The organism is Flavobacterium sp. CF108, assembly GCF_900129795.1.
Taxonomy (GTDB): Bacteria; Bacteroidota; Bacteroidia; order Flavobacteriales; family Flavobacteriaceae; genus Flavobacterium.
Map to the genome: position 1 here is coordinate 526,532 of NZ_FQWW01000001.1, position 24,194 is coordinate 550,725.

22 protein-coding genes are annotated in these 24,194 nt (G+C 32.9%); 6 read left to right on the plus strand and 16 right to left on the minus strand.

Features of this window, described 5'->3' with window-relative positions:
* Positions 1 to 8: 8 nt before the first annotated feature.
* Positions 9 to 776, plus strand: coding sequence for a porin family protein (locus BUE10_RS02325; protein ID WP_073481908.1), 768 nt, complete (start codon positions 9 to 11; stop codon positions 774 to 776).
* On the opposite strand, the gene BUE10_RS02330 is transcribed toward BUE10_RS02325, so the two are convergent.
* The 8 genes from BUE10_RS02330 to BUE10_RS02365 form a co-directional block, all read right to left on the minus strand.
* Positions 777 to 1,361, minus strand: a complete 585-nt coding sequence (locus BUE10_RS02330; protein WP_073481911.1) for a chemotaxis protein CheB — start codon at positions 1,359 to 1,361, stop codon at positions 777 to 779.
* Positions 1,343 to 2,152, minus strand: a complete 810-nt coding sequence (locus tag BUE10_RS02335) for a CheR family methyltransferase (RefSeq protein WP_073481913.1) — start codon at positions 2,150 to 2,152, stop codon at positions 1,343 to 1,345. The genes BUE10_RS02330 and BUE10_RS02335 overlap by 19 nt, the downstream gene beginning before the upstream one ends.
* A 12-nt stretch (positions 2,153 to 2,164) precedes the next feature.
* Positions 2,165 to 2,530: a response regulator gene (locus BUE10_RS02340; RefSeq protein WP_073481916.1), complete on the minus strand. Its 366-nt coding sequence runs from the start codon at positions 2,528 to 2,530 to the stop codon at positions 2,165 to 2,167.
* A 122-nt stretch (positions 2,531 to 2,652) separates the two neighbouring features.
* A complete protein-coding gene (locus tag BUE10_RS02345; protein ID WP_073481919.1) occupies positions 2,653 to 6,243 on the minus strand; it encodes a response regulator in 3,591 nt (1,196 codons plus the stop codon).
* 15 nt (positions 6,244 to 6,258) lie between these two features.
* On the minus strand, positions 6,259 to 7,473 hold the full coding sequence (locus BUE10_RS02350; protein WP_073481921.1) for a hybrid sensor histidine kinase/response regulator: 1,215 nt from the start codon (positions 7,471 to 7,473) through the stop codon (positions 6,259 to 6,261).
* A 696-nt stretch (positions 7,474 to 8,169) separates the two neighbouring features.
* Positions 8,170 to 8,964 carry a hypothetical protein gene (locus BUE10_RS02355; protein ID WP_073481924.1) on the minus strand — a complete coding sequence of 265 codons (795 nt, stop codon included), beginning with the start codon at positions 8,962 to 8,964 and terminating at the stop codon, positions 8,170 to 8,172.
* A gap of 344 nt (positions 8,965 to 9,308) precedes the next feature.
* A complete protein-coding gene (locus BUE10_RS02360) occupies positions 9,309 to 9,653 on the minus strand; it encodes a hypothetical protein (RefSeq protein ID WP_073481927.1) in 345 nt (114 codons plus the stop codon).
* A 317-nt stretch (positions 9,654 to 9,970) separates the two neighbouring features.
* Positions 9,971 to 10,402 carry a response regulator gene (locus BUE10_RS02365; protein WP_073481930.1) on the minus strand — a complete coding sequence of 144 codons (432 nt, stop codon included), beginning with the start codon at positions 10,400 to 10,402 and terminating at the stop codon, positions 9,971 to 9,973.
* A 213-nt stretch (positions 10,403 to 10,615) separates the two neighbouring features.
* Here BUE10_RS02365 and BUE10_RS02370 point away from each other — a divergent pair, with 213 nt between their 5' ends.
* Together BUE10_RS02370 and BUE10_RS02375 are read left to right on the plus strand one after the other, a co-directional pair.
* Positions 10,616 to 11,116, plus strand: coding sequence for a pyridoxamine 5'-phosphate oxidase family protein (locus BUE10_RS02370; RefSeq protein WP_073481932.1), 501 nt, complete (start codon positions 10,616 to 10,618; stop codon positions 11,114 to 11,116).
* A gap of 943 nt (positions 11,117 to 12,059) precedes the next feature.
* On the plus strand, positions 12,060 to 12,617 hold the full coding sequence (locus tag BUE10_RS02375) for a hypothetical protein (RefSeq protein ID WP_073481935.1): 558 nt from the start codon (positions 12,060 to 12,062) through the stop codon (positions 12,615 to 12,617).
* Between the two features lie 64 nt (positions 12,618 to 12,681).
* Here the strand turns inward: BUE10_RS02375 and BUE10_RS02380 are convergent, their stop codons facing one another.
* From BUE10_RS02380 to BUE10_RS02395, 4 genes are all read right to left on the minus strand, one after another.
* Positions 12,682 to 13,329, minus strand: coding sequence for a DUF5661 family protein (locus tag BUE10_RS02380; RefSeq protein WP_073481937.1), 648 nt, complete (start codon positions 13,327 to 13,329; stop codon positions 12,682 to 12,684).
* A gap of 89 nt (positions 13,330 to 13,418) precedes the next feature.
* Positions 13,419 to 13,580 (minus strand): DUF1328 domain-containing protein, encoded by a 162-nt coding sequence (locus BUE10_RS02385; RefSeq protein WP_073481941.1) that lies wholly within the window; start codon positions 13,578 to 13,580, stop codon positions 13,419 to 13,421.
* A 174-nt stretch (positions 13,581 to 13,754) separates the two neighbouring features.
* Entirely contained in the window at positions 13,755 to 13,994 is a 240-nt protein-coding gene (locus BUE10_RS02390; RefSeq protein WP_073481944.1) for a DUF7218 family protein, read from the minus strand.
* 180 nt (positions 13,995 to 14,174) lie between these two features.
* Positions 14,175 to 15,971, minus strand: a complete 1,797-nt coding sequence (locus BUE10_RS02395) for an AAA family ATPase (protein WP_073481947.1) — start codon at positions 15,969 to 15,971, stop codon at positions 14,175 to 14,177.
* 232 nt (positions 15,972 to 16,203) lie between these two features.
* Here BUE10_RS02395 and BUE10_RS02400 point away from each other — a divergent pair, with 232 nt between their 5' ends.
* Positions 16,204 to 16,791 (plus strand): DUF4142 domain-containing protein, encoded by a 588-nt coding sequence (locus BUE10_RS02400; protein WP_073481950.1) that lies wholly within the window; start codon positions 16,204 to 16,206, stop codon positions 16,789 to 16,791.
* A 240-nt stretch (positions 16,792 to 17,031) separates the two neighbouring features.
* Here BUE10_RS02400 and BUE10_RS02405 read toward each other — a convergent pair whose 3' ends face one another.
* From BUE10_RS02405 to galA, 4 genes are all read right to left on the minus strand, one after another.
* Positions 17,032 to 18,087: an NAD(P)-dependent alcohol dehydrogenase gene (locus BUE10_RS02405; protein WP_073481952.1), complete on the minus strand. Its 1,056-nt coding sequence runs from the start codon at positions 18,085 to 18,087 to the stop codon at positions 17,032 to 17,034.
* 59 nt (positions 18,088 to 18,146) lie between these two features.
* The gene (locus BUE10_RS02410) at positions 18,147 to 18,551 is read right to left on the minus strand and encodes a cupin domain-containing protein (RefSeq protein ID WP_073483017.1); all 405 of its coding nucleotides are present in this window, start codon (positions 18,549 to 18,551) and stop codon (positions 18,147 to 18,149) included.
* Between the two features lie 228 nt (positions 18,552 to 18,779).
* A complete protein-coding gene (locus BUE10_RS02415; protein WP_073481955.1) occupies positions 18,780 to 19,652 on the minus strand; it encodes a helix-turn-helix domain-containing protein in 873 nt (290 codons plus the stop codon).
* Between the two features lie 185 nt (positions 19,653 to 19,837).
* Complete coding sequence (galA, locus tag BUE10_RS02420) at positions 19,838 to 22,657, minus strand: beta-galactosidase GalA (RefSeq protein ID WP_073481958.1); 2,820 nt, start codon at positions 22,655 to 22,657, stop codon at positions 19,838 to 19,840.
* 210 nt (positions 22,658 to 22,867) lie between these two features.
* Here galA and BUE10_RS02425 point away from each other — a divergent pair, with 210 nt between their 5' ends.
* Positions 22,868 to 23,251 carry a hypothetical protein gene (locus tag BUE10_RS02425; RefSeq protein ID WP_073481961.1) on the plus strand — a complete coding sequence of 128 codons (384 nt, stop codon included), beginning with the start codon at positions 22,868 to 22,870 and terminating at the stop codon, positions 23,249 to 23,251.
* 21 nt (positions 23,252 to 23,272) lie between these two features.
* Positions 23,273 to 24,139: a chromate resistance protein ChrB domain-containing protein gene (locus BUE10_RS02430; RefSeq protein WP_073481964.1), complete on the plus strand. Its 867-nt coding sequence runs from the start codon at positions 23,273 to 23,275 to the stop codon at positions 24,137 to 24,139.
* Positions 24,140 to 24,194: the final 55 nt, after the last annotated feature.

Genomic DNA, 24,194 nt, shown 5'->3' on the forward strand with positions numbered 1-24,194 from the left:
GCTGCTTTATGAAAAAAATTTTAGTATTGCTCATTACAATATGCAGCATTAATCAGGTAAAATCTCAGGTTTTGATTTCTTTGATTTTTGGCGATAAACTGAATTCTCCTTTTTTAGAGTTTGGTTTAGAAGGCGGTATCAACCTTTCAGATATTTCTAATTTGGAAAGTTCTGGGGTAAACCCCGGTTTTAATCTTGGTTTTTATTTTGATATAAAATCAAAGCAAAATCCGGCGTGGATGATTAATACGGGGGTGATTGTAAAATCTCCTATGGGTGCAAGGCAAATTCCTGTTTATTCTTTAGAAGATGAAAATCTGGATAATACTTTTGCAGGCGGAACTGTTGATCGTGAGATTCGATATTTTAATGTGCCTATTTTGATTAAGTATCAGTTTAAAAATCGAATTTATCTTAAAACCGGGCCTCAGTTTGGGCTTTTGGCTTCGGCTTTTGATCAGTTTAAAAATGAGATTAATGATAATGATGTGGTTTACAAGAAAAAAATCAGAGACCAAATTCGTGTTATTGATGCCGGAGTTGCTTTTGGAACAGGATATCACATGAATGTGGGCAACGGATTAAATATCACAATTCAATATTATTATGGTTTGGTTCCTGTTATGAAAGGTGATGGACCCAATGTATATAACAGATCTTTGTATTTTACTGCCGGAATACCTATTGGAAAAGGAAAAGCTGCACAAAGACGTGCCGAAAAAGAAGCAGAACTTAACAAAGTTATTCTTCCGGAAGACGAAGCTCCTAAAAAGTAATCAACGGTTTATTGAATTGAGTAATGCTAATATTTCTTCATTGTTTAAAACATAATCTGGTGTTGTAAATAGTATAGCGTTATTGGGCATAAATGGCATATCTGCCGATAACGGATTTTGTACTACAATTTTCCCTCCGGCATCCTGAATAGCTTGTAATCCTGAGGTCCCGTCTGTATTAGAACCTGAAAATAGAATTCCCACCAAAGAACTTCCGTAGATTTCTGCAGCCGATTCAAAAGAAACGTCGATGCTTGGACGGCTGTAATTGATTTTTTCTGAGGTATCTAATGCCAGTGTATCGTCTTTTTCGAATAATAAATGATAATTAGACGGCGCAATATATAGAAAACCGGGTATCAAAATGGTTTTATCTTCTATAGGTTTTACCGGAACGCTTGATTTTAAAGTGATTAATTCTTCCAACGTTTGATCGTCTGTACTTTTGCGATGTACGACAATTACGATTGCATAATTATGCAGTGCCGTTAATTCGGGTAAAATTTGCATTAAAGCATTTAAACTCCCTGCCGATCCTCCTATTATGACTAATCTGCAGTTTGATATTATTTTATTTTCCTCCATATTTTCTCTTTTTCAAATTGTTTGTATTTTCCAGGAGAAATAGAATATTTTATTGTTTCTTTTGTGCCTAAGGCCAGAAAACCTAAAACGGCTAAACTTTCATCAAATAAATTAATGACTCTTTTTTGAAGTTCGCTATCAAAATAAATCAAAACATTACGGCATAAAATAATATCAAATTCATTGAATGAAGTGTCTGAAACCAAATTGTGTTGTGAATATACCATTTTTTGAGACAGTTCTTCGTTGAATTTTGCAATGCCGTAATTGGCGGTATAATAATTCGAAAAGTCTTCCTGCCCGCCTGCATCACGATAGTTTTGTGAATATTCTTTCATCATTCTGAGCGGGAAAATTCCTTTTTTGGCTGTTTCTAAAACCGTAGCATTAATGTCTGTGGCATAAATAAGGGATTTATGCAGTAAACCTGCTTCTTTTAGCATTATAGCCATCGAATAGACTTCTTCGCCTGTAGAACAGCCGGCATGCCATAATCTGATAAAAGGTTTTGTGCCTAATAATGGCAAAATTTCGTTTCTTAAAATGTTGTAAAATGCCGGATCACGAAACATTTCTGTAACATTGACTGTAATTTCGTCGACCATTTTTTTGTAATATTCAGGATCAGAACGAACTTTTGAAAGAAATTCGTGAAAATGCTCAAATCCGCCTAATTGATACACTCTGTATACGCGTCTTTTTAGTGATGCTCTTGAATAACTTCCAAAATCAAAACCGTAGTATTCATAAACTTCGTTGATAAGTGTTTCTAATTCAATATCTTCAATCATAATCTACCCCATTCAAATTTTGCTTAAAACAAGCAGTAACTTATCAACATCTACTGGTTTTGAGATATAATCATCTGCCCCGGCCTCTAAACATTTTTCTTTGTCGCCTGTCATGGCTTGTGCAGTAACTGCAATTACGAAAGTCGATTTTCTTGACGGAATGGCTTTTATTAACGGAATGGCTTCATAACCATCCATTTCGGGCATCATCATATCCAGCAAAACACCGTCAATCTTTTCATTAGATTTCAATAACTTTATTGCATCTTCGGCACTGGTACAAGACAAACAATCGTATGACTTAACACGTAAGGTATGTGTTAATGCGAAAATGTTTCTGGGATCGTCATCTACAATTAAAAGTCGTTTTTTACTCATATTGCTTTATATTTTTTTTGCCACAGATTTCACAGATTAAAGGGATTTTTTTAATCACAGTATTATCTCAATTTTTAAATCCTTTTAATCTGTGAAATCTGTGGCATAACTTTTCTTTACTATTAAACTTTATCGTATAGCCAAACTCGCAATAACGATAGTAACTGGTCAACATCTACTGGTTTTGTAATATAATCTGATGCTCCGGCTTTTATGCATTTTTCCCTGTCGCCTGTCATTGCTTTTGCGGTTACGGCAATTACAGGTAAATTTAAGAACTTCGGATTGGCGCGTATTTTTTCGGCTGTTTCGTAACCGTCCATATGCGGCATCATCATGTCTAATAAAACGACGTCGGTATCTGGATTTTCGCTTAGAACTTTAATGGCATCATTTCCATCAAAAGCCGTTATGATGGTCATTTTAAATACTTCTAATGCTTTTGTAAGCGAGTAAATATTACGAACATCATCATCAACAATCAGTACTTTTTTATCGTGCAGAATGTTATTTAGTAAATTTAGCTTTTTATGTCCTTCTTTTTTGTCTTTTCCTTCTTTTTTGTCTTTTCCTTCTTTTTTATCTTCCACTAAATGAAGGAACAGCGAAACCTCATCTAACATTCTTTGGTACGAATGAGCCGTTTTTACAATAATAGAATCAGCGTATTTCTTGATTTTTACTTCTTCTTTTAGTGATAAACTTTTTCCTGTAAAGACAATTACCGGAAGTTTCTCTAAGCCCGGATTTTTCTTAATACCATCCAGAATTTGATACGCTTGTTTATCCGGAATTCCCATATCGAGAATTACACAGTCAACTTCTGTTTTATTTAAAGCCTGAATTCCATCCGAAACTTCGCTTTTTATCTCCGAATTGATATTATACGTTTCCAAGAAATAAGACAATGCTTTGGCGTGTTTCGGGTTATCTTCGATAATTAAAACCTTTTGCGCTTCTTTATTAATAATGTGTTCAATTCTTAAAAACACATCCGGAATTTTATCAAATGCTACCGGTTTATCTAAAAAGTCTACTGCACCTTTTAATAAACTTTCCTGTTTCAATTTATGTGATGACATAATATGAACGGGAATATGTTTGGTTTCGGCATGATTTTTTAATTCTTCCAGAACTTCCCAGCCGCTTTTTACCGGAAGTTCAATATCTAATAAAACACCAGCGGGTTTATACAGCAAAGTAAAGTTTAAGGCATGATCGCCTCTTACGGCAACAATTCCTTTATAACCTTTGTTTCGTGAAAAAGCCAAAAGCGATTTTGCAAAATTGATATCGTCTTCAACTATTAAAATTACCTTATCTCCTTCTATTATTGCGTTTCTATCGTCATCTATTTCATCTGGAATAGTTGAGCTGATATATTTTTTTGCAGGCGTTCCTTCTTCTTTTTCAGGTTCCAGATCTACAAATGCTGTTGGTGGTATTTTCTCCACATTCGTTTTATAAGGAGCAGAACCATAAACCGGAAGGCATAATGTAAAGCTGCTTCCTTCATTAACTCTGCTATGCAGGATGATTTCACCTCTAAGTAATTTTGCCAATTCCCTGCTGATGGATAATCCTAAACCAGTTCCGCCATATTTACGTTTTGTTGAACCATCTGCCTGCTGGAATGCTTCAAAAACTAACGGCTGTTTTTCTAACGGAATTCCTATTCCGGTATCTTTTACAATGAAGCAGATAATTTTGTCATCGTCTGTATTGATTTTGATTTCAAGGGTTACTTTTCCTTTTTCTGTAAATTTAATAGCATTCGAAATCAGGTTTTTTAGAATTTGTTCTAAACGCATTTTATCTGTTTTGATAACAATTGGCGCTTCTTTCGAAATAATTTCAAATTCAATTCCTTTTTCTTTGGCTACAAGATTAAAGAGATTCCATAGTGTGTCTGTGATTTCTTTGGTTGAAATATCTAAAAATTCTAATTCCATTTTACCGGCTTCGATTTTAGATAAATCCAGAATTTCATCAATTAAACCTAATAAACTGTTTCCTGAACTCTGAATAACTTTGGCAAACTCAATTTCTTCATTGTTCATGCTTTTGTTATTATTCTCTGATAATAAACGGCTTAAAAGCAAAATTGAATTAAGAGGCGTTCTTAATTCGTGCGACATATTAGCCAAAAACTCTGATTTGTAACGGGTTGTTAATTCTAAAGCTTCAGATTTCTTTTGAATTTCATTGTTTTTTTCTTCCAATAAAACACTTCTTTCCGAAAGTTCTTCATTGGTTTGTTCCAATTCTTCCTGCTGTACGCGCAATTCTTCTTCAGAAGCCTGTAGTTTTTCAGTCTGTGCTTCTAATTCGGCATTAATAGCTTCCAGTTCGCTATGCTGTACCTGAAGCTCTTCAGATTGTGATTTTGTTTCTTCGAGCAGTTCTAATACTCTTTTTCTATTTTGAGTTGATTTTAAGGCAATTCCAATGTTATTGGCAACAGTTCGTAAAAACTCTAAATGCAGTTCCGAAAAACCGTAAATACTTGCCAATTCAACCGCACCTTCAATTTTGTTATCCTTCAGCGGAACTGCCACAATATGCGTAGGCTTCACTTGTCCTAAAGCATAATTAATTTGAATATTATCTGCAGATAATGCTTTTAATTCTAATATTTTTCCAGATGAAATGGCCTGACCAATCAAACCTTCGCCTTTTCGAATGCGTTCGCGGCTTTTACTCGGTATATAGCTATATCCTCCAGAAGATACTAATTCGTTTTCTTCAATAACATACAAAACTCCGGCGCTGCTGTTGGTATATTGGCATAAAAACTCAATAACATCTTTAGAGAGTTTCTGCATCGATTTTTCGCCCAGCATAGCGTTATTTAATTCTGCAACTCCGGTTTGAAGCCATTCTTTTTGAGAAAGAAGATCGAATGAGCTTTTAAGGGAAATTCCCATTGTGTTCAATGATTCTCCTACACTTCCAAGTGCATCTGCTTTTGTATCGTCTACACGAATATCGTAGTTTCCTTTTGAAATATTGGTCGCAATGTTGCTGATTGCTTCAATCCTTTGTGCTGTTTCAATGTCTTTTTTCTCCAGTTCTTTTTGCAAGGCAGAGCGTTCGTTGTAATCTTTTAGAATTCTCGTAAAAAAAACAATCGAAATAATAAAAGCGATAAAAAAAGCGACTATAATTAAAATCAAACTATAATTTCCATAACGTTTTGAACTTGCATTTCGTTCTTCCAGCAATTTTTGTTCTGTACCTTCTATCTTTTTGATAACCGCTCGAATATCACTCATCATTATCCTGCCTTCATTTAAGTCGAAGGTCAGTGTTTCCTTGTTTAAACGCTTTTTTACGATTTGATTATTCAGGTATTTAAAGAACCCGGAACGTTTAGATGCTAACTCGGTTAATAATTTTTGCTGTGGAGGATTGTCTGCAGTAAGCTCTTCCAGTTTATCAAAGTAAGTATTTGATTTGGCTTCAGATTCATTAAATCGGTCAACAAACTGCTCATCTCCGGTTAATAAATAACCGCGCATACTCGTTTGGGCTTCCGTAATAATGGCCGAACCTTCATTTAAATTGTAAATAACATCCTGAGTGTGGTTTACCAAAAAATTACTGTACAACAAACTTTTGATGCTGATAAACGAAGCAACAGAACTAATAGTAATCACTAATAATGAAACTAATGAACTGATTAGCAGATTTCTTTTAAAGTTACCATTCATGGTTTTAAATTGTATTTATTCGTATTTTAGGGGAAGAACAATAATAAAGCTGGCGCCTTTGCCTACTTCACTTTTCGCCGTTATTAATCCGTTGTGTTTTTCTATGATTTTTTTTGCGATTGCCAGACCAATTCCGGTTCCTTCATAAGTCTGTCGGTCATTTAAACTTTGAAAAATGATGAATATTCGATCCAGATAAATTTCATCAAAACCAATTCCGTTATCTTTTACCACAATCCTGCAATACTTTCCTTCTGGCGCGGTTGGGCTGTCAAACGATTTATCGGCAATTAATTCCGCACTAATTTCAATTAAAGGAGGTTCATTACCGCCGGAGAATTTAAGGGCATTTCCAATTAAATTTTGAAATACCTGCCTTAACTGACTCGGAATACTGTCTATTGTGGGGAGTTCTGTGGCTTTTACTGTGGCATTTTTTCTTTCAATCAAATAATCAAAATCCGAAAGAACTTCCTGTAAAACTACATTAAGATCTGTAATTTCTGGTTTAACCTGCGCTGATAATCTGGAATATGCGAGAAGATCTGTAATAAGGGTCTGCATTCTTTCGGCAGACTTTATGGCTCTGTCGACATAATCAATTCCCTTTTCATCATCTTTTAAATAAAGTTCTTTGATTATTTTAATGAAGATCTGGATTTTCCTTATAGGTTCATTTAAATCGTGCGAAACCACCCATGCAAACTGCTGTAATTCGTGGTTTTTCATCTCTAATTCTTCGTTTTTCAAAACCAGTTCTTTGGTTCTTTCCGCGATTTTAATTTCGAGATTATCCTGCGCTTCTTTTCTAATTTTAATTTCTTTAGAAAGAAGGTCTTTTATGCCTTTTAGTTCATTTTGCTGTTCATAGATCTTGATGAAGGTTTTTACCTTCAGTATTAATAAATCAGTATCAACAGGTTTTGTAATATATTCTACTGCACCGCTTTCATAACCTTTAAATATATATTTCTTTTCGATGTTTAATGCCGAAAGAAAAATTACGGGAATGTCTTTGGTTCGTTTATTTCCAGAAAGAATTTTTACTACTTCGAAGCCGTCAAGTCCGGGCATCTGAACGTCCATAATGATAAGACAGTAGTTTGTTTTTAAAATTTTCTTTAGGGCTTCTTCACCAGATTCGGCAGTATCTACGTCGATATTGTGGAGTTCTAATGTTTTCTTTAAGGCAATAATATTGGCCTTGATATCATCAACAATTAATACCATGCTGTTATGGGGAATAAAGCGTTACGAGTTAAAAAATATTGAATCATTGGTTTGAAAAGGTTCTTATTTAAAATATCTGATCCTATTTTAAATATGGTTGGTCAAACCTTCAAATTTAGAAAAAAAAGGAGCTTTTTACTTTTCACATCCGTATCTAATTCGTTACATAATTCCCATGTATTTCTGTAAAATGTAATTGAATTTATAAAAGACAGCTTATTAAGAATTCAATTATTTAAGAAAAACTTAAAATGATCATACCTTTTTTTTGGATGATGTTTTAATCTCGCAATCCCGATAGCCATCAGGAGCAGAGCTGCAAAGTTTTATTTAAATTCAATAGCGTCCAGCTTTAGCTGGATGCGAAATAAGTAAGATTATGTGAAGGGCTTTAGCCAGACCGCAATATAGTTTGGCTAAAGCCTTTTCTGAATCTATTCTTAAACCTCCAGCTAAAGCTGGAGGCAATTAAAAAAACTTCTAATCTTTTAATCTGTGGCCTTAAATGAAAAACTTTGCGACTCTGCATCTTTGCGAAATTAAAACTCAACACAAATTAAATTAAATCTGCGCAAACCCGCTTAAATCAGTAAAACCCGTGAGCAAAAAACCTCAGCATCTTAGCACTTAAAAAAAAACAGCCTTTCAATAAAAGCTGTTTTTTTTTCGTAAATAGTAGTTAATATATAATGCTTATCAGCTAGCTAGTTTTTGATTGTATGGTTTAAATGAAAAATGATATTTTGTTCTAAAATGTTTTGCTGCGGCAAGCATTTCAGAAAAATTAATGGTTGAAATTCGTTTGATTTCATTAATCGGTTTCATTGCCAGATTAACAACAGGATCAAATGTTCTTAAATAATTAAAACTGTGCTGCTCTAGCTCTATTTCAACAATATTTTTTAAAATACTTTTTTTAAGCAGCGTTCCAACAAGTCCTTTTTGCGGAATGGTTTCGTATTCTTTTATCCTTTTTGAGATCCTGGAATTTTCTTTTCCTATGTAGATATAATTTCCGGAATCGTTTGTAAAATGCTGTTTAACCTGAGTAACCAATTCTGCATTTTTATTTTCAATAGTTGGTATTCCCAGTAATGTAAACTGAATGCGTTTGTGGCTTTCAAAATACAAAACACTATTGATAACCGAAGAATTACTCAAAACAGCCGATTGTTTTTTGTTTAAAACTTTCTTTTCTCCATTTGCACCAAAACTGTGGCTTACGTTTCCGTTTTCGCAGTAAACAAAAAAGACAGGCGCGGTTTTAAAAGATTCAATACTTAAACTAACTTCCTGATCAAATTCAAGATCAAAATGCATGAATAGGACTTTATCATCAAATCGGTTTCCTTTAATGGAACCTTTTGTCCATTTTGATTTAATTTCTAAGTTATATTCATTGTTATTAGCAGTAAGTTCACCGCTAAAGCTATCTTTTAAGTCGTTAAAAACAGCATCAAGTCCTCCGGTATTTATGTAAAGTTTTTTCATTTTCTTTGATTTTAAAAAAGTGTTTTGTACTAATTTTTAGTGTACTCAAACAACTTATGGTTCTTTCCTCATTTTCTATAAACCAAATTTCGTACATATTGCAAATCAAATCCTTATACAATTTCAATCAGAAATTTCATAATTTTTAGCTGCACAGGAACAAAGGGAGAAAGGGACAAAGGTTTTCCTCTCAATACCTTTAGAAAAGACGCACTGCAGTGCGTCTCTACAAAACCTTTGTCCCTTTGAACCTCTGCCCCTTTAAACCTTAAAAAGAAAAAACAGCTGCTCCAGAATAAATCTGGAACAACTGCTCCTCAGCAAAATAAAAATACTTATCTATTTTATTTTATAATAAGTTCACTTATGTCTGCGTTTTTTGAATAATTTTTCTTCGGGATATCTTTAAAAAAATCGGCTTCCTCTAAATCTGCTGTTGGGCCGTATCCTAATAAATGTGTTCCTTTTTGCTGGTCTTTTGTTTCAATAATATATAAAATTGACATATCATCCGGATCACTCATTCCTTCATAACGATGATGCGCTACAATATAAATTTCATCTGGTTTATAAGCATATTTAGTTTCTGAATCAATCAAACAGCCATTTTCAAATAAATAATTCTTTGTATAGCCTTCATTCTGGTATTTCTGTATATAGTCGGTTTCGTGTTTTTGTTCTCTTTTCATGATTTTACTAATTTTAAGATTAGGTCATAATCTTTGTTAGTTCAAATTTCATCATTAAAATCAATGAAAATTAACTCTATTAATTTTAATGTTAGCTCATTCAAAAAACACAAAACAAATCAAATTTTATTTTTATAATTTTAGATTTTCATCCGGAATTGGCCTGGCGATTGTAAAAAAATGTCGAAAATCATAAGGGAATTATAAAAGCAAAACAAGGTCAAGGTCCGACTTTTAAATTTTTCTGCCTGAGCTAAAAAAAACGCCAGACTTATTTTTAGTAATAAGTCTGGCGTTTTTTTATGTTCTAAATTTAATTACAATTTATACACAAAAGTCTTTCTGTCAGGAACAAACTCTTTCCAGTTTATGGTTAATGAGTGTTCAATCGATTTTATGATATCTTTCATTAAAACCGGCTTTGTAATGAAATAATTCGCGCCCAAATTGAGACATTTTTCAATAATACTGGGTTCATTTGATGTTGAAAAGATGATTACCGGAATATCACTTTTTTCTTTAGAACCTTTTAGCTCGTTTAAAATATCAAAACCATTTTTTCCCGGCATATTCAAATCTAAAAAAATGACACTGGGAGTTGGCGGCGGATTATAAACGGCATTTAAGAGCTTTTCTCCACCTGAGTAAGTCTGGAGGTTAATATCTTGCGATAATGACTCTACGGCATCTGTAAATATGCTTAAATCGTCTTCATCATCATCTGTGTAGAATATTGTCCATTCTTTCATATGTTTTTAGGTAAATTAATCAGTTTCTTCAAAGATAGGAAAAATTAGTAAAATAAACAATTTGTACAAAAATTCTCACAAAAACAGTTAATTGAAATATAATAATTTAAAAATATAATTCTGTAAGCCATTCAATGGTAAAAATCTCAATTTTGTTATAGAGCATTTTAAACGCTTTTGAATCAGAATATTAAATATAAAAATTATAAAGCCATGGGAGATCATAAAGACCTTACAGAAAATTTAGCTGCTGATAAAATCAAAGAATTGGCAGAAAACATAAAAACATGCATGTTTTGCACTTACGACAGTTACAGACTGCAGTCACGACCAATGTCTGTTCAAAAAGTGGATGATTTGGGACGTCTTTGGTTTCTATCTGACCGAAACAGCAGCCACAATGCAGAGATTACGCTGAATCCTCAAGTTGAATTGTTCTTCTCTGAACCGCACGATAAATTCCTGACTATTCACGGAACTGCAACAATTTCGTACGACAGAGAAACGATTAAAGAATTGTACGACCCAATTGTAAAAGTCTGGATGCCGGGCGGCGAAGATGATCCGAATTTAAGTGTGCTTACCGTAACACCGGAAGACGGTTATTACTGGAACAATAAAAACGGTAAAATTGTGGCTATTGCAAAAATGACCGCAGCTTTTGTGACTGGTAAAGTTATGGATGATGGTATTGAAGGGAATTTGAAATTGTAGTTATTTAAACCGTAAAGTTCACTAAGATTTACGCAAGGTTCGCTAAGATTATTTTCTTTGTGGACTTTGCGTTTTTTCTTTGCGACTTTACGGTTAAAAACAATTCTCTCTACTCTTTACGATTTTAGAATTTATAAATATTTTAAAAAACATTTAATACTTGATTTTAAACTACTTAAACAAAATGTTTTAAACAAAAAATTTAAGTAAATAAACTTTCAAAATTGCATATAAATGACTGTAAACAAACGGAAAATTTTTGAAAATAGTCCACAGTAATTGCCGATGATCTATTAAGTTCATTTTTTAAGTGTTTTTACCGAAAAAAGAAAATTTACCGATGTTTTATCATACCTGCTATTGAAGATTTTAAGCGCCAGAACCAAGTAAAAGTTTTTATTTAACTAATTACACATAAAGATCTGGAAATAAATACAAAATACATGTATGTATGCCACATTGTCAGTATAGAAATCCCTCTTTAAATAGCGATTATTGCTGCTCTTACATCCTATTATATTTTCATTTTACATATCTAAAAATTCCAGGTAAATAAAACATCGGCATAAAGCTTCCTTTTTGATACTATTCCCTGCTCCTGAAAAATATATATTAATCAAAAATTGAATTGCAGATTATTCATTTGGATTTTTTTTCAGACTTTGTTTTGGCTTCTTGGGATTCCGCTTTTTAATTTAAAAAACATCTTTGTTCCAATCACAATATTAATTTATTGAACGTTTTAAAATCTTTAGAGAACAGAAAAGAAGTTAATTTCTCCGTTTAAAAATCATAAATGCAACTTTGGTGCAGTATTTTTATTTTTATTAACTCCGTGAATTATAAACATCTGTTAATTATACAATTACAACTAGTAATTCTATAAAGAAATCTTTGAGTTTCAGGATTAGATTTGTATATGTAAAATTTTAAAATAAGCATCATGAATACTACAGATAAAAGAAACGGCACTTTTCCCAGAGATCCTGGAAGTCCGGCTTCAGACAAAAATACGGTTATGAATGAGGAACTTTATGATTTAAATACACAAGAAACTCAAAACAACCGCGCAGAAGACGCAGAACGCGGCTATACGGTTCGAAATAGCCATAATCCTAACAAACCTAATCTCGATGAGAGATCGGACGTCTACGACGGTAATTTGGACAATTTAGATGATGACTTTCATAAAGACAGAGATCTGGAAGACGACAACGATGATATTTATGAGGTCGTTTTAGAAGATGAAAATGATTTTAACGAAGAAGATGAGGACGAATATATCGAGGAAGATCTTGATGAAGAAGAATTTGATCAAGTCGAAAATGACGAATTTGACAACCCTGCTGATACTTTTGAAAACGACTTTAATGAAACAGAAGAAGATCTAGAAGACATTGACGATGATGATGACGAAGAAGAAAACAACGATTATGTTGAAGATGATGTTCAGGAAGAAGACGATGATGATTACACAGAAGAAGATAAAAGAAGATTGTAATTTCTTCTAAAAACAAAAAACCGTTAAGAATTATACCTAACGGTTTTTTTATGCGATTTAAAACCTAATCGCCTATTTTTTCTAAAACTGGAATATCATCCATTTTTTGCAAACATTCAATTAAACCTGTTTTGGCTTCGGTTAACTCCTGTTCGGCTTTGCCTAATTCTTTATACCATTCTTCTTTTCCGATTTTTGAGCTTTCAATTTTACGCATAATTTCAAAAATTTCGCCTTCGGCTTCCATCACCTTAAGGCGTTTATAGTACGTCAGGCTTTCGGTCATGTGAGCAAGTGCAATCATCGCCGTTAGAAAAGGATGGTTGTTGGTTACGTTTACATCTCTGATTTTTCCGTGTTCGAGTTCGACTTTTAAGGCAAAAGCAAATTCTTCCATATTAAAATCGGCATGTTTGCTTTTCGGGTTTAAATAAGCTTTAATAGCTTCGACATTGTCCATAGTCGAAAGATCGACATCGGTTTGTTTTCCGTCTAATAAATCCTTGTAAACTACGTTTGCTACTGCCCTTGCTTCGGCAATTGTTGGATCGTTTTTAGGATTTTCGAAATCACGTGTCGACCAATCCCAATTTTTTGGATGCACAGGTTTGATGTACTTTTCGCAAAAATCTGTTACATCATTTTTTAAACTTACCATTTCGTCTTCCCTTTTAATGTATACATCTTGGTAAGCTCCGCTTTTAGTTCCCATAATTTGATATTTTTTAAAAGATAAACGACACATTTACCGAGATATATGTGCCGTTTTTAATTTCGTTCTTATTTTACTGAATTCTTGTATTAAACACTTCTTCTTCCGCTTATCAGCGAAATAATAAATAATACTAAGAATATGAAAAATAAAATTTTTGCTATACTAGCGGCTCCAGCGGCGATTCCGCCAAAACCAAATATTCCTGCAACAATTGCCAGAATAATAAATATGACTGTCCAACGTAACATAATAATTGATTTTTAATTAATACTAATTTTGTTTGTTTTTCAAACTTTATGCTTTTACAAGAGATACATTAACTCTCGGGTTAATTACAATAAATTCACCAGATAATTCCCGATCTTTTCCTAATCCATTTATCCTTTACCGCATAATCTGCGAGAATCTGCGGCATTTATATCTTAATTTGTTCGAAGTGATTTAATCAGGCTTTTTTTATTCATGTAAGAACGTCCTGAAATCCCCACTCTTCTGGCTTGTTCATAAAGTTCATCTTTTGTCCATTCTTCATAAGGCCTTGCTCTTCCTCCTTTTTCTCCTGCATCTGGCGTATTGGCTATACGCGCCGATTTTTCTTTACTGTACCCCTTTTTGACAAGTGCTTCGTATTGTGCTTCGTTTTTAATTCTTGGATCTGGCATGACTTAAAAATTTAGATTAGTAATAGTTGTATGGTTAAGTCAAAGTTCCCAAAAAGAAAGATTTTTCTGTTATACAATTTTGGTTATTACTTTCATAATTAAAATTTTGGTGAATTGCGAGTTTGTTGATATAAAAAATCCCAGTTCTTAAAGAACTGGGATTTTTTTTAAAATTTTTAATTATTGATTTATTTTGCCTTTTAAAAATTTAATTACTAGATTAAAGTTTTCAAGGGTTTCCGCACTTAACTCTACACTTTCATTCCTTATATATAATTCTTGTATGCTTCTATTAAAAAGTTTTTTATTGTAAGTTGAATCTGTTGGATAATTAGTTTGCTGAATTTTTAATTGATCTTCTTTTGTAAATATTTTTTCTGTTTCAAAATTTTTCCAGGCACTATCAATATCTTCATAAGTTATTAAAAGTTCAGAAACAGAAAGACCAAAATTTTCTTCATACCTATTTTTTTGCTTCGCCCCCTCCTTGTCAGAATCTAAAAGAACAACAAATTTTGATCCCCAACCTAAATATAAACTAATTAAAGATTCTAGATTACTTGCACTTGTCCCTGGAATAAACCTTAAATTTTTCCTTGTTTTTAATATTATTTCTTGTATGTAATTATAAGTATAGTAATCATTTTTTCCTTCTGTTATTATAGAAAATGGCACTAGTTCTAAATTAGTTGGTCTATAATCTAACAGCTCAAGAATGGGCTGAAAATAATTACTTTGATTTGGATGCTTTACAGCAAATTCTCTATAACGATTAATTTTTATGTTAGTATTTTTTGAATTATATTTCACTTCATTTTCATAATCAATAGCCTCATTCTTTATTACAAAAGTATTTTCTAGCCATTTTGGATTTATTAAATAATGGCTATGTGTTGTATATATAACATTTGGCAACTTTTCAAAACTCTTTAATAATTCAGTTTGAGCGGATGGATGCAAATTCGATGCTGGCTCATCGAAAAGGAAAAAAGCATTTCCATTTTGTCTTCTATATGCTCTAAATTGTGTTAAAAGTATATAAACAAAAAACCAACGAAATCCTAGTGATCTTTGAACTATTCTGTAGTTATCAACATCATCTTTGATATTAAATTCAAGATAAGAGCCTATAGAATCTTTGTTGGCAATTAAAATAATTTCTGTTTGTGAAATCTCCTTCTTAAATATTTGATTCCATTTATCAAAAATGACCTCGGTTAACTTCCTTTGCATTTTGCTTATTAAACTCGTTAAGCTACGTTTATCTTTTTCTACCGATGATTCAATTTTTTTTATTAAATGATCATGGATATTTAAATCGTTATCTAAAGAATCTAAAACATCTTGGATAATTGTTTGATAGAACTTGTGTTTGGGGTCATCAATATTATCATTTAAATATATTTTTTCTGGAAACTCAAATAGAAAATTTGGAAAATATAAAATGCTTGGCATTCTCTTTTTAATTAAACTACTAACTATAAGACATTGCTCATTTGATAATACTTTTACAATCTTACTTTTACCTACACTACCTTTAAAAAAAACATTCCATAAATATTCATTTTTTTCTGGCAAATGTTCTGAATTTTTAAAACTATAATTTTGAGTATATACAATTTCAGTATTATAATCTTTTAAAGTTATATCATGTTTTTTAAACTCTTTCTCTATCTCAGAAATATCACTTTTATCTAATTCTACACAAGCTTGAATTTTAATCTTACCATTAAAATTATCCAGTTTATTTATAGGTATTAAATTATGAATATCACTAACATCATAGCTGTCTAATTCTAAAGCATCCAAAGATTCTGGTTTATATGCAAAATAATTAATTGCTTCCAAAATAGTCGTTTTTCCACTTTCATTTAATCCTACAAGGGTATATACATTGTTGGAATTATTTTTACTTAAGTTTAAAGTTTGAGATTCAATACCCTTAAAATTTTCAAATTTAAAATATGTAAACTTCATTAATTTAACTTTTATGATTAGTATTTAAACAAGTTAAGCGTTAAAAAAACAATATTTTACACACTTAGTTAATTTTAAACAATTATAATAATAAATAGATATTCAACAACACGTATAAATACTGATTTATTAAGTCATTGCATCCAAATCATATAAAAATCTCTAAAAATCCTGTAAGCTATTCTTACAACTTCTGAATAATTTTACATGATAACATTTAAACTATAAAATCATGAAAAAGATATTATTAGCCAGTAAAGCAATTTTAGGAGCGGGACTTATTATTATATTCTTGAATTCTTGTAAAAATGAAACCAAACAAGAAGATCCGAAAGAAGTTGCGGAAGATGCTAATGAAGCCAAATTTGACTCTATTGACAATGTAGAAGATGATTCTGAATTTTTAGTAGATCAGGCTGAAATTAACCTGGCTGAAATCGAAATAGGAAAATTGGCACAGCAAAAAAGCACCAATGCCGAAGTGAAAAAATTTGGTAAAATGCTGGTTGATGAACATACTAAATCGGCATCTGAAGTAAGTGCTTTAGCAAAAGCCAAAAACTTTACACTGCCAACTTCCCTTACTGAAGAAGGACAAGAAGAATACAACAAACTAAACGAAAAATCAGGTCTTGATTTTGATAAAAAATTCGCCGATATGATGATCGACGGCCACCAAAAAGCAATTGACAAACTTCAAAAAGCGGCTAAAGATGCACATGATGAAGATGTTAAGCTTTGGGCAACGAACAATATCGCAGGATTGACTTCGCATTTAGAACATGCTAAACTGCTGAAACAAAATCTGGATAAAAAGTAAAATAAATTTAATTGGTTATTATTTATTTTTAAGAAGCTAAGATTCTGAGATTCTAAGGTCCTAAGTAATTGGTACCTAAGAACCTCAAATCTTTGCTAAAAAACCCCTCAAGAGTTGAATTGCTTGAGGGGTTTTGTTTTTTTTTAAAGGTACAAAGGTTCAGAGTTGCAAAGGCTCAAAGGTTTTATTTTTAACCCTGTGAGAAACCTTTGCAACTCTGAACCTTTGCAACTCTGAACCTTATTTCAAAGAAGCCATATCAATTACAAAACGATATTTAATATCACCTTTTAGTAATCTTTCGTAAGCGTTGTTAACGTCGTTTACATCAATAATTTCGATATCGGCAGTGATGTTGTGTTCTGCACAGAAGTCCAGCATTTCCTGAGTTTCAGCGATTCCGCCAATGGCTGATCCTGCGAAACTTCTTCTTCCTAATATAAGACTGAATGATGTTACAGGAAGCGGGTCCATTGGAGCGCCAACTAAAGTTAACGTTCCGTCTACTTTTAATAAATTTAGGTATGAATCGATGTTATGTTCAGCAGAAACGCAGTCTAAGATAAAATTCAGGCTTTTTGCATATTTAGCCATTTGTTCAGGATCTGTAGATAAAACTACCTCATCTGCACCCAAACGTTTTGCATCTTCTGTTTTAGATAAATTAGTTGTAAATACTACAACATGAGCACCCATAGCTTTTGCTAATTTGATTCCCATGTGGCCTAAACCACCAATACCAACAATTCCAACTTTTTGACCAGGACCAACATTCCAGTGTTTTAAAGGAGAATAAGTTGTGATTCCGGCACATAATAAAGGCGCAACTCCGGCAAGATCTAATTTATCTGAAATATGCAGCACAAAACTTTCATCAACCACAATACTTTGAGAATAACCTCCAAAAGTCTGGATTCCGCCCAAATGTTTATCCGGAGAATTGAATGTCAAAATACTTCCTTGATCACAATATTGTTCTAAATCATTTTTGCAATTATCACATTCTCTGCAAGAATCAACCATACAGCCTACTCCGGCAAGTTCTCCAACTTTGAAATTTTTCACATGATTGCCCACTTTTACAATTCGGCCCACAATTTCATGTCCGGGAACAATTGGATAAATAGTTCCGTGCCATTCGTTTCTTGCCGAATGCAGATCAGAATGACAAATTCCGCAGTACAAAATTTCAATTTCAACATCGTGTGCCTGTACAGCGCGGCGTTGAATGTCTAAGGTTTTTAATGGTGCTTCGGCAGCTTCTGTACCAAAGGCTTTTATGTTTTTTGTTTCCATATTGTTTTTTTGTTTTGTTTCAGGTTTTAGAAAACTTAGTCCCTTAGCATCTTAGAAACTTAGTGACTCAAAACAAAATACTCTCCATCGGTTACTTTTTCTAACCAGGTTCCGTGGCCTTTATCAATTTCTGTGATAATGGCAACATACGAGAACTTGTCAAATGGAGTTGCCCCATACCAATGTTCTACTCCCGGTAAAATCGTAACTACTTCATCTTTAAGAAGTATTCGAGCTGCGCTTCCTCTTTCCTGATAATAACCTATTCCTTCTTTTGCAATAATCATGTGCAGACTTGCATTGATATGCCAGTTGCTTCTTGCACAAGGTTCAAAAGTAACTTCCTTAATAACAGTATTTTCAGGATGAATATCACTGCTTTGCTTCTTATAAGAAACGTCGCCCGTCATATATGCACTAGGGACTTTTCCTTCTTCGATAACGGCTGAATAATTTGTTGACATAAATTTAGTTATTTTTTTGAGATTAACTTTATTGAAATCACTTATATATTTCATTATCAGAATTATAAACTAAAAATAAAAGCTAGAATCCGCTTTATGAAGTAGTATTTTAGTTTGTTGAAAACTGATAACTTATTTTAGTATCGTAATTTCAAAGGCAAAATTAAGGCAGAAATGCTTTCCGGAAATAACAATATTCAAACAAAAAATTATGAAATTGAAACAATTTTACATTCTTAACGATTTTGGAATCGTTCCGGTAAGTCTTTTAAAATAATTATTAAAATAACTTGGATATTCAAACCCAAGCGAATAACCAATGTCTGAAATACTCCAGTCTGTATGCTGCAGTAAAGCTTTTGCTTCACTGATGATTCTCTCGGTAATATGTGCCGTTGTTGGCTTTCCTGTAACTTCTTTTACAGAACGGTTTAAATGATTCACGTGCACGGCAAGACTCTGCGCATAATCCTGAGGTGTTTTTAAAGCCAAAGGTTCGTTTTTAGTTTCGATTGGGAATTGTCTTTCTAATAATTCTAAAAATAAAGACGTAATTCTCGCAGAAGCATTTTTATGTTTAAAGAAGTTTTCAGACGGCTGCATTTTCATTGATTCATGAATAATCAAATTGATATAATTGCGCATTAAATCATCTTTAAAAACATAATCAGTTTGCTGTTCTTCGATCATTTTTAGAAATAACGAATCTATAAATATCTTTTGTTCAGGAGTTAAGTTAAAAATTGGTGTTCCTCCTATTTTAAACAAAGGCGATTCATGAAGTGTTTCAGAGCGATCGGTTACTTTCAGAAATTCTTCTGTAAAAACGCAGGCATATCCGTGAAATTCATCAGAAATATTTTCCCATGAATAAGGAATAATCGGATTCCCGAAAAACAAAATCGTTCCGTCGGTTTCTATCCCGCGATCTGCATAATGTATAAGACTTTTGCTTGTATTAATACAAATCTTGTAGTAATCACGGCGGTTATAAGTAGGGATTTTACTCATATCTCCGTTTATCTCGTAAACTTTAAAGCCTTTTAGCTTTAAATCGCTTATTCCTAAATCTAAAGCCTGACAATCCATTTGATCTTTCATTTTGCAAAGTTATGAAAATCAAATATATTTTTGGTTTATTTTGTTTGAGGTTTCAGGTTTGAGGTTTTTAACCGCAAAGTTCGCTAAGTTTTTTTTTAACTGGAATGAAAGAATCTCGCAAGGTCGCAAAGTTTTATTCCATTTGCGTGCTTTGCGTAAACCTTAGCACTCTTTGCTGTTAAATCTTAATTCTTCAAACTCCCAGCTCGTAATCCTTTCGCGGAAGCGGATAAGATAACTTCTTTAGCGTTTTCTTCTTTTTGGATAATGATTTGAGCATAACCATTAAAAAGTCTTCTCTTCCAAGGTTCAGATGGCGTTATTACCTGAATGATTCCGGGATCTGTATTCATTACGTCCCAGTCTTTTATTTTTTGAAGTGGAGTTGCGACAATATGAATTGTATTTTTACCTTCTTTTAAAATTGCAGAATCTAAAATATATTTTTGAGAATCTTCTGTACTTGTATTCACTTTATTTCCGTTAATAAAAACTACCGTTTCTACTCCAATTTTCTTGTAAAAGAAACTCACGATATTTGAATCCAAATTGTTTTTTAGCTCAAATTCACCTTTGTAAATATAAGATGGTGCTTGGTTTTTATAATCACGGTCTTTAAAAGCTGTTTTCCAGTCGTTTTCAGCATAATTTTGTAATTCTTGTGGCAAAGCAGCTGTTGTTCCTTTTTGTTCCTGAAAATTCGTTATTTGAACTAACGAAATAACATCAAGAAACTGATCTTTTTCTAAAGAAGTTGGATCACCGTTTCCTACTCCTAAAATTTTCCCTCCTTTTATCGAAAAGGTAATTTCATCATTTGCTGTTGGAACATGCAGACCATTTTTATCTGTAACCTCAACCGTTACAACTGTTACTTTTGAATTTGATACATTTTCTTTATCTACAGAAAGTTTAATATTTTCTGCTTTTCCAGTTGTTTTTTGAATATCAGAAAGTACTTTTTTTCCGTTTTTATATCCAATTGCTTCAAGAGTTCCCGGTACATAATTTACTTTCCATTCTAAATGGCTGTTTTGCTCCATTTTCTTTTTGCCGAGACTTTTCTTGTTCAGAAAAAGTTCTACTTCATCGCAATTAGAATGCACCCAAACATCGATTTCTTTGCCTTCCATTTCACTCCAGTTCCAATGTGGCATAATATGCAAAACAGGCTGCGTTCCCCACCACGATTTTAAATAAAATACATTGTCTTTCGGGAAACCGCAAACATCCATCATTCCAAAATACGAAGTCACCGACGGCCAGCCATAAGGAGTTGGTTCTCCGCGATAATCAAATCCTGTCCAAATAAACATTCCTGCCAGATAAGATCTTTCGGCATAAAACTTCCAGCCTTCTTCAATACTGTAAAAACTTGGACGAGGTTTTCTGTCGTAAGCACTTTGGTAATGTTTGGTATCATCTGTAAAATAAATCCCTCGCGTTGCAAAAGTCGAACCTTCCTCCGTTCCCATTCCGGGTTGGTTTTTAAACTGATTTCTATGTGCATCGATATCTCCGTTTCCAAGATAATTATAGCCCATAATTTCAACTACAGACGAAATACCGCTTTTAAATCCACTGCTGATTCCTACCGTTACAGGTCTTGTTGGGTCGATACCTTTTGCAAAATTCTGCATCACATTCGTAATACGTTCGCCCACAATATTGCCTTCAATATTCCATTCTTCATTTCCCACCGACCAGCAAAAAATACTTGGATGATTACGGTCGCGCTCCATCATTCGCTTTAAATCATTCAAATGATAATCGTTAATTCCCATCAAACGCGTTTCATCAATTACAAGCATTCCCAATTCGTCACAAGCTTTCAGCAACTCGGGAGTTGGCGGATGATGCGAACAGCGATAAGCATTAGAACCCATTTCTTTTAGTTTTTTAATTCGGAAATACTGAACTTCATCTGGCAGTGCAGTTCCTATTCCGGCATGATCCTGATGATTATTGGTTCCTTTTAATTTTAAAGCTTTTCCGTTAAGGAAAAATCCATTTTCAGGATCAAACTCAATCGTTCGAATTCCAAAAGTAGTTTCATAACTATCAATTGTCTTTCCGTTTTGCTTAAGCTGCGTTACCAAACGATATAAATTTGGCGATTCAATACTCCACAAAAGCGGATGCTCTACATATAATTTGGAACTATGAATACTAGTTTTGTAAAATTCAGGAGCTAGTATATTTTCAGAAAAATTGGCAACTTGTTTATTTTGAGGATCAAAAACAGTCTGAACAATTTCAATTGATCCTTTATAATTTCCTTTATTTTCAATCGTAACATCGGCAGTAACATCAGCTCCATCATTTTTAAGTTCAGAAGTTACATAAGTTCCGTTTTCAATAACATGAACCGGATTTGTTTTTTGTAAATAAACATGTCTGTAAATCCCTGCACCTTCATAAAACCAGCCTTCCTCCATTGATGCATCGGCGCGAACGACAATTGTATTTTCACCGCCATAATTTACATAAGCCGTTACATCATATTCAAATTCGTTATAACCGCTTTGTTCTGTTCCGAGATAATAGCCGTTAAAAAATACTTTTGAATTTCTAAAAACACCATCAAATTTTAAGGAGATAATTTTACCGTTATCGGTTTCCGGGATATTGATTTTTTTTCGGTACCAGCCAATACTTTTCTCCGGAAAACCTTTTCCTGCTGTTTTAAATCCGTGGCTGAAACTTCCTTTTTCACTAAATTCCTGTTCAACTGCCCAATCGTGTGGTAAATCTAACTTTCTCCATGCGCGGTCATCAAAATCTTTTGCCGCCGGGCCATCGCCAAATCCGGTTTTGGTCAAATATGAAAAATAACCTGTTGCGTGTCCAAAATCCTTTTCTGTATCATATAAATGACCAAACGAAAAACGCCAGTCTTTATCAATTAAAATCAATTCTCTTTCTGATTTATTTTGGGCGAAAGCCAAACAGGAAAGCAAAAAACTGACAAACAGAAAAATTCTTTTAAGGGAAACAATTTTCATAAAACGTGGTTAGGTAAAGTTAGAACGATAAAATTAGAGTATAAAAATAACTTAACTTAATAGTATTTTATCAAATGATATACAATAAGCTCAGATAATCTGTTTGAAAATGGTGATTAAAAAATTTAGAATCATTCTATTGGCTTTACTTTTTTAAATGACTCTGATTTGACGTAATTTTATATAAAAATTTAAAAAACAGAGATAATTATGAGTGTTATTAAAGATGAAAAAAAGCTTCTTAGCACCATTAAACGTATCGATGAAAAAATCGATAAGAATAATGATCAAAAGATACTGGCCTTTTTTGAATCTCTTGGATTAACAGAAAGAGATGATGTACCCAAAAATTTTCTGGATTGGGATACGATTCTTATTGTCGTACCCGACCGTCACATTTCGCATGAATTAAAATATTATAAGTATTCAATATCGAGGCTTTTCTTTGTAACAAATCCGCATGCCGAGCAAATTCATATTTATGATTTTGATCAATGGAAGAGTGTAACCCGAAATAAAACCCAATTCCAGATTAGAGAATTGATGAAAACGAGTTTTGGCGGTGTAAGGAAAACTTCAAATGAAAACGATTAATTTTAATTTTAAACCTGCTAAATGAAATGGATTACGCGCGAAAGGCCCAAAATTGATAGAATTGCCTGTCCATGGCTGATTAAAAATTTTGTTGATGCCAATGCCGAATTTATTTATGTGCCATTTAGCGAAGTTGCAGCGAAAGCGAAAGAATTAGATGCGATTCCGTTTGATATTCCGGAAGTCGAATTTACGCATTATAATGAAGAATGTACTTTTGATTACATTATAAAAAAATATCAAATTGCTGATCCAGCGGTTTTAATTATGGCAAAAATTGTTCGAGGCGCCGATACCGACCGTCACGATCTTGCTAAAGAAGCCGCCGGACTTTGGGCAATTTCTGCCGGACTCTCGCACAATATTACAAACGATGCCGAATTATTAGAAACGGGATTAAAGCTCTACGATGCATTGTACAGCTGGGCAAAACATTTGTACAAGCAAAATCATCTGCAAAACAGCCCGTTTGAAAGTTTACTTCACGAAGTTTACAATAAGTTTTTGATTGAGAAAAAAAGCAGTCAAAAAACGCCTTTATGGGTTAAAGAATTAAAGAACATCATTCAGGATCAAATTGATGCGCAGTTTACTTTTGATTTAAAAAAAATCTCCAATGATTTAGAACTAAATCCTTCTTATTTATCAAGGGAGTTTTCTAAATATTTTGAAGATTTGAATTTTGGTGAATATGTTCGAAAACTGCGCATTGAAAAAGCTATAAACTTAATTCAAAATTCGACTTATACTTTAACCGAAATTGCCTACATGACAGGATTTTCAGATCAAAGTCATTTTACAAGAATATTTAAACTGCAAACAGGAAAAAATCCTTCTTCTTATAGAAAAAATGCCTTGAAAAGTAATCCAGATACAAAAGGTAAATAGCATTCTATTTCTTAATTTACATTCTCGATAGTTTTGTTTCTTAATAAACAAAACT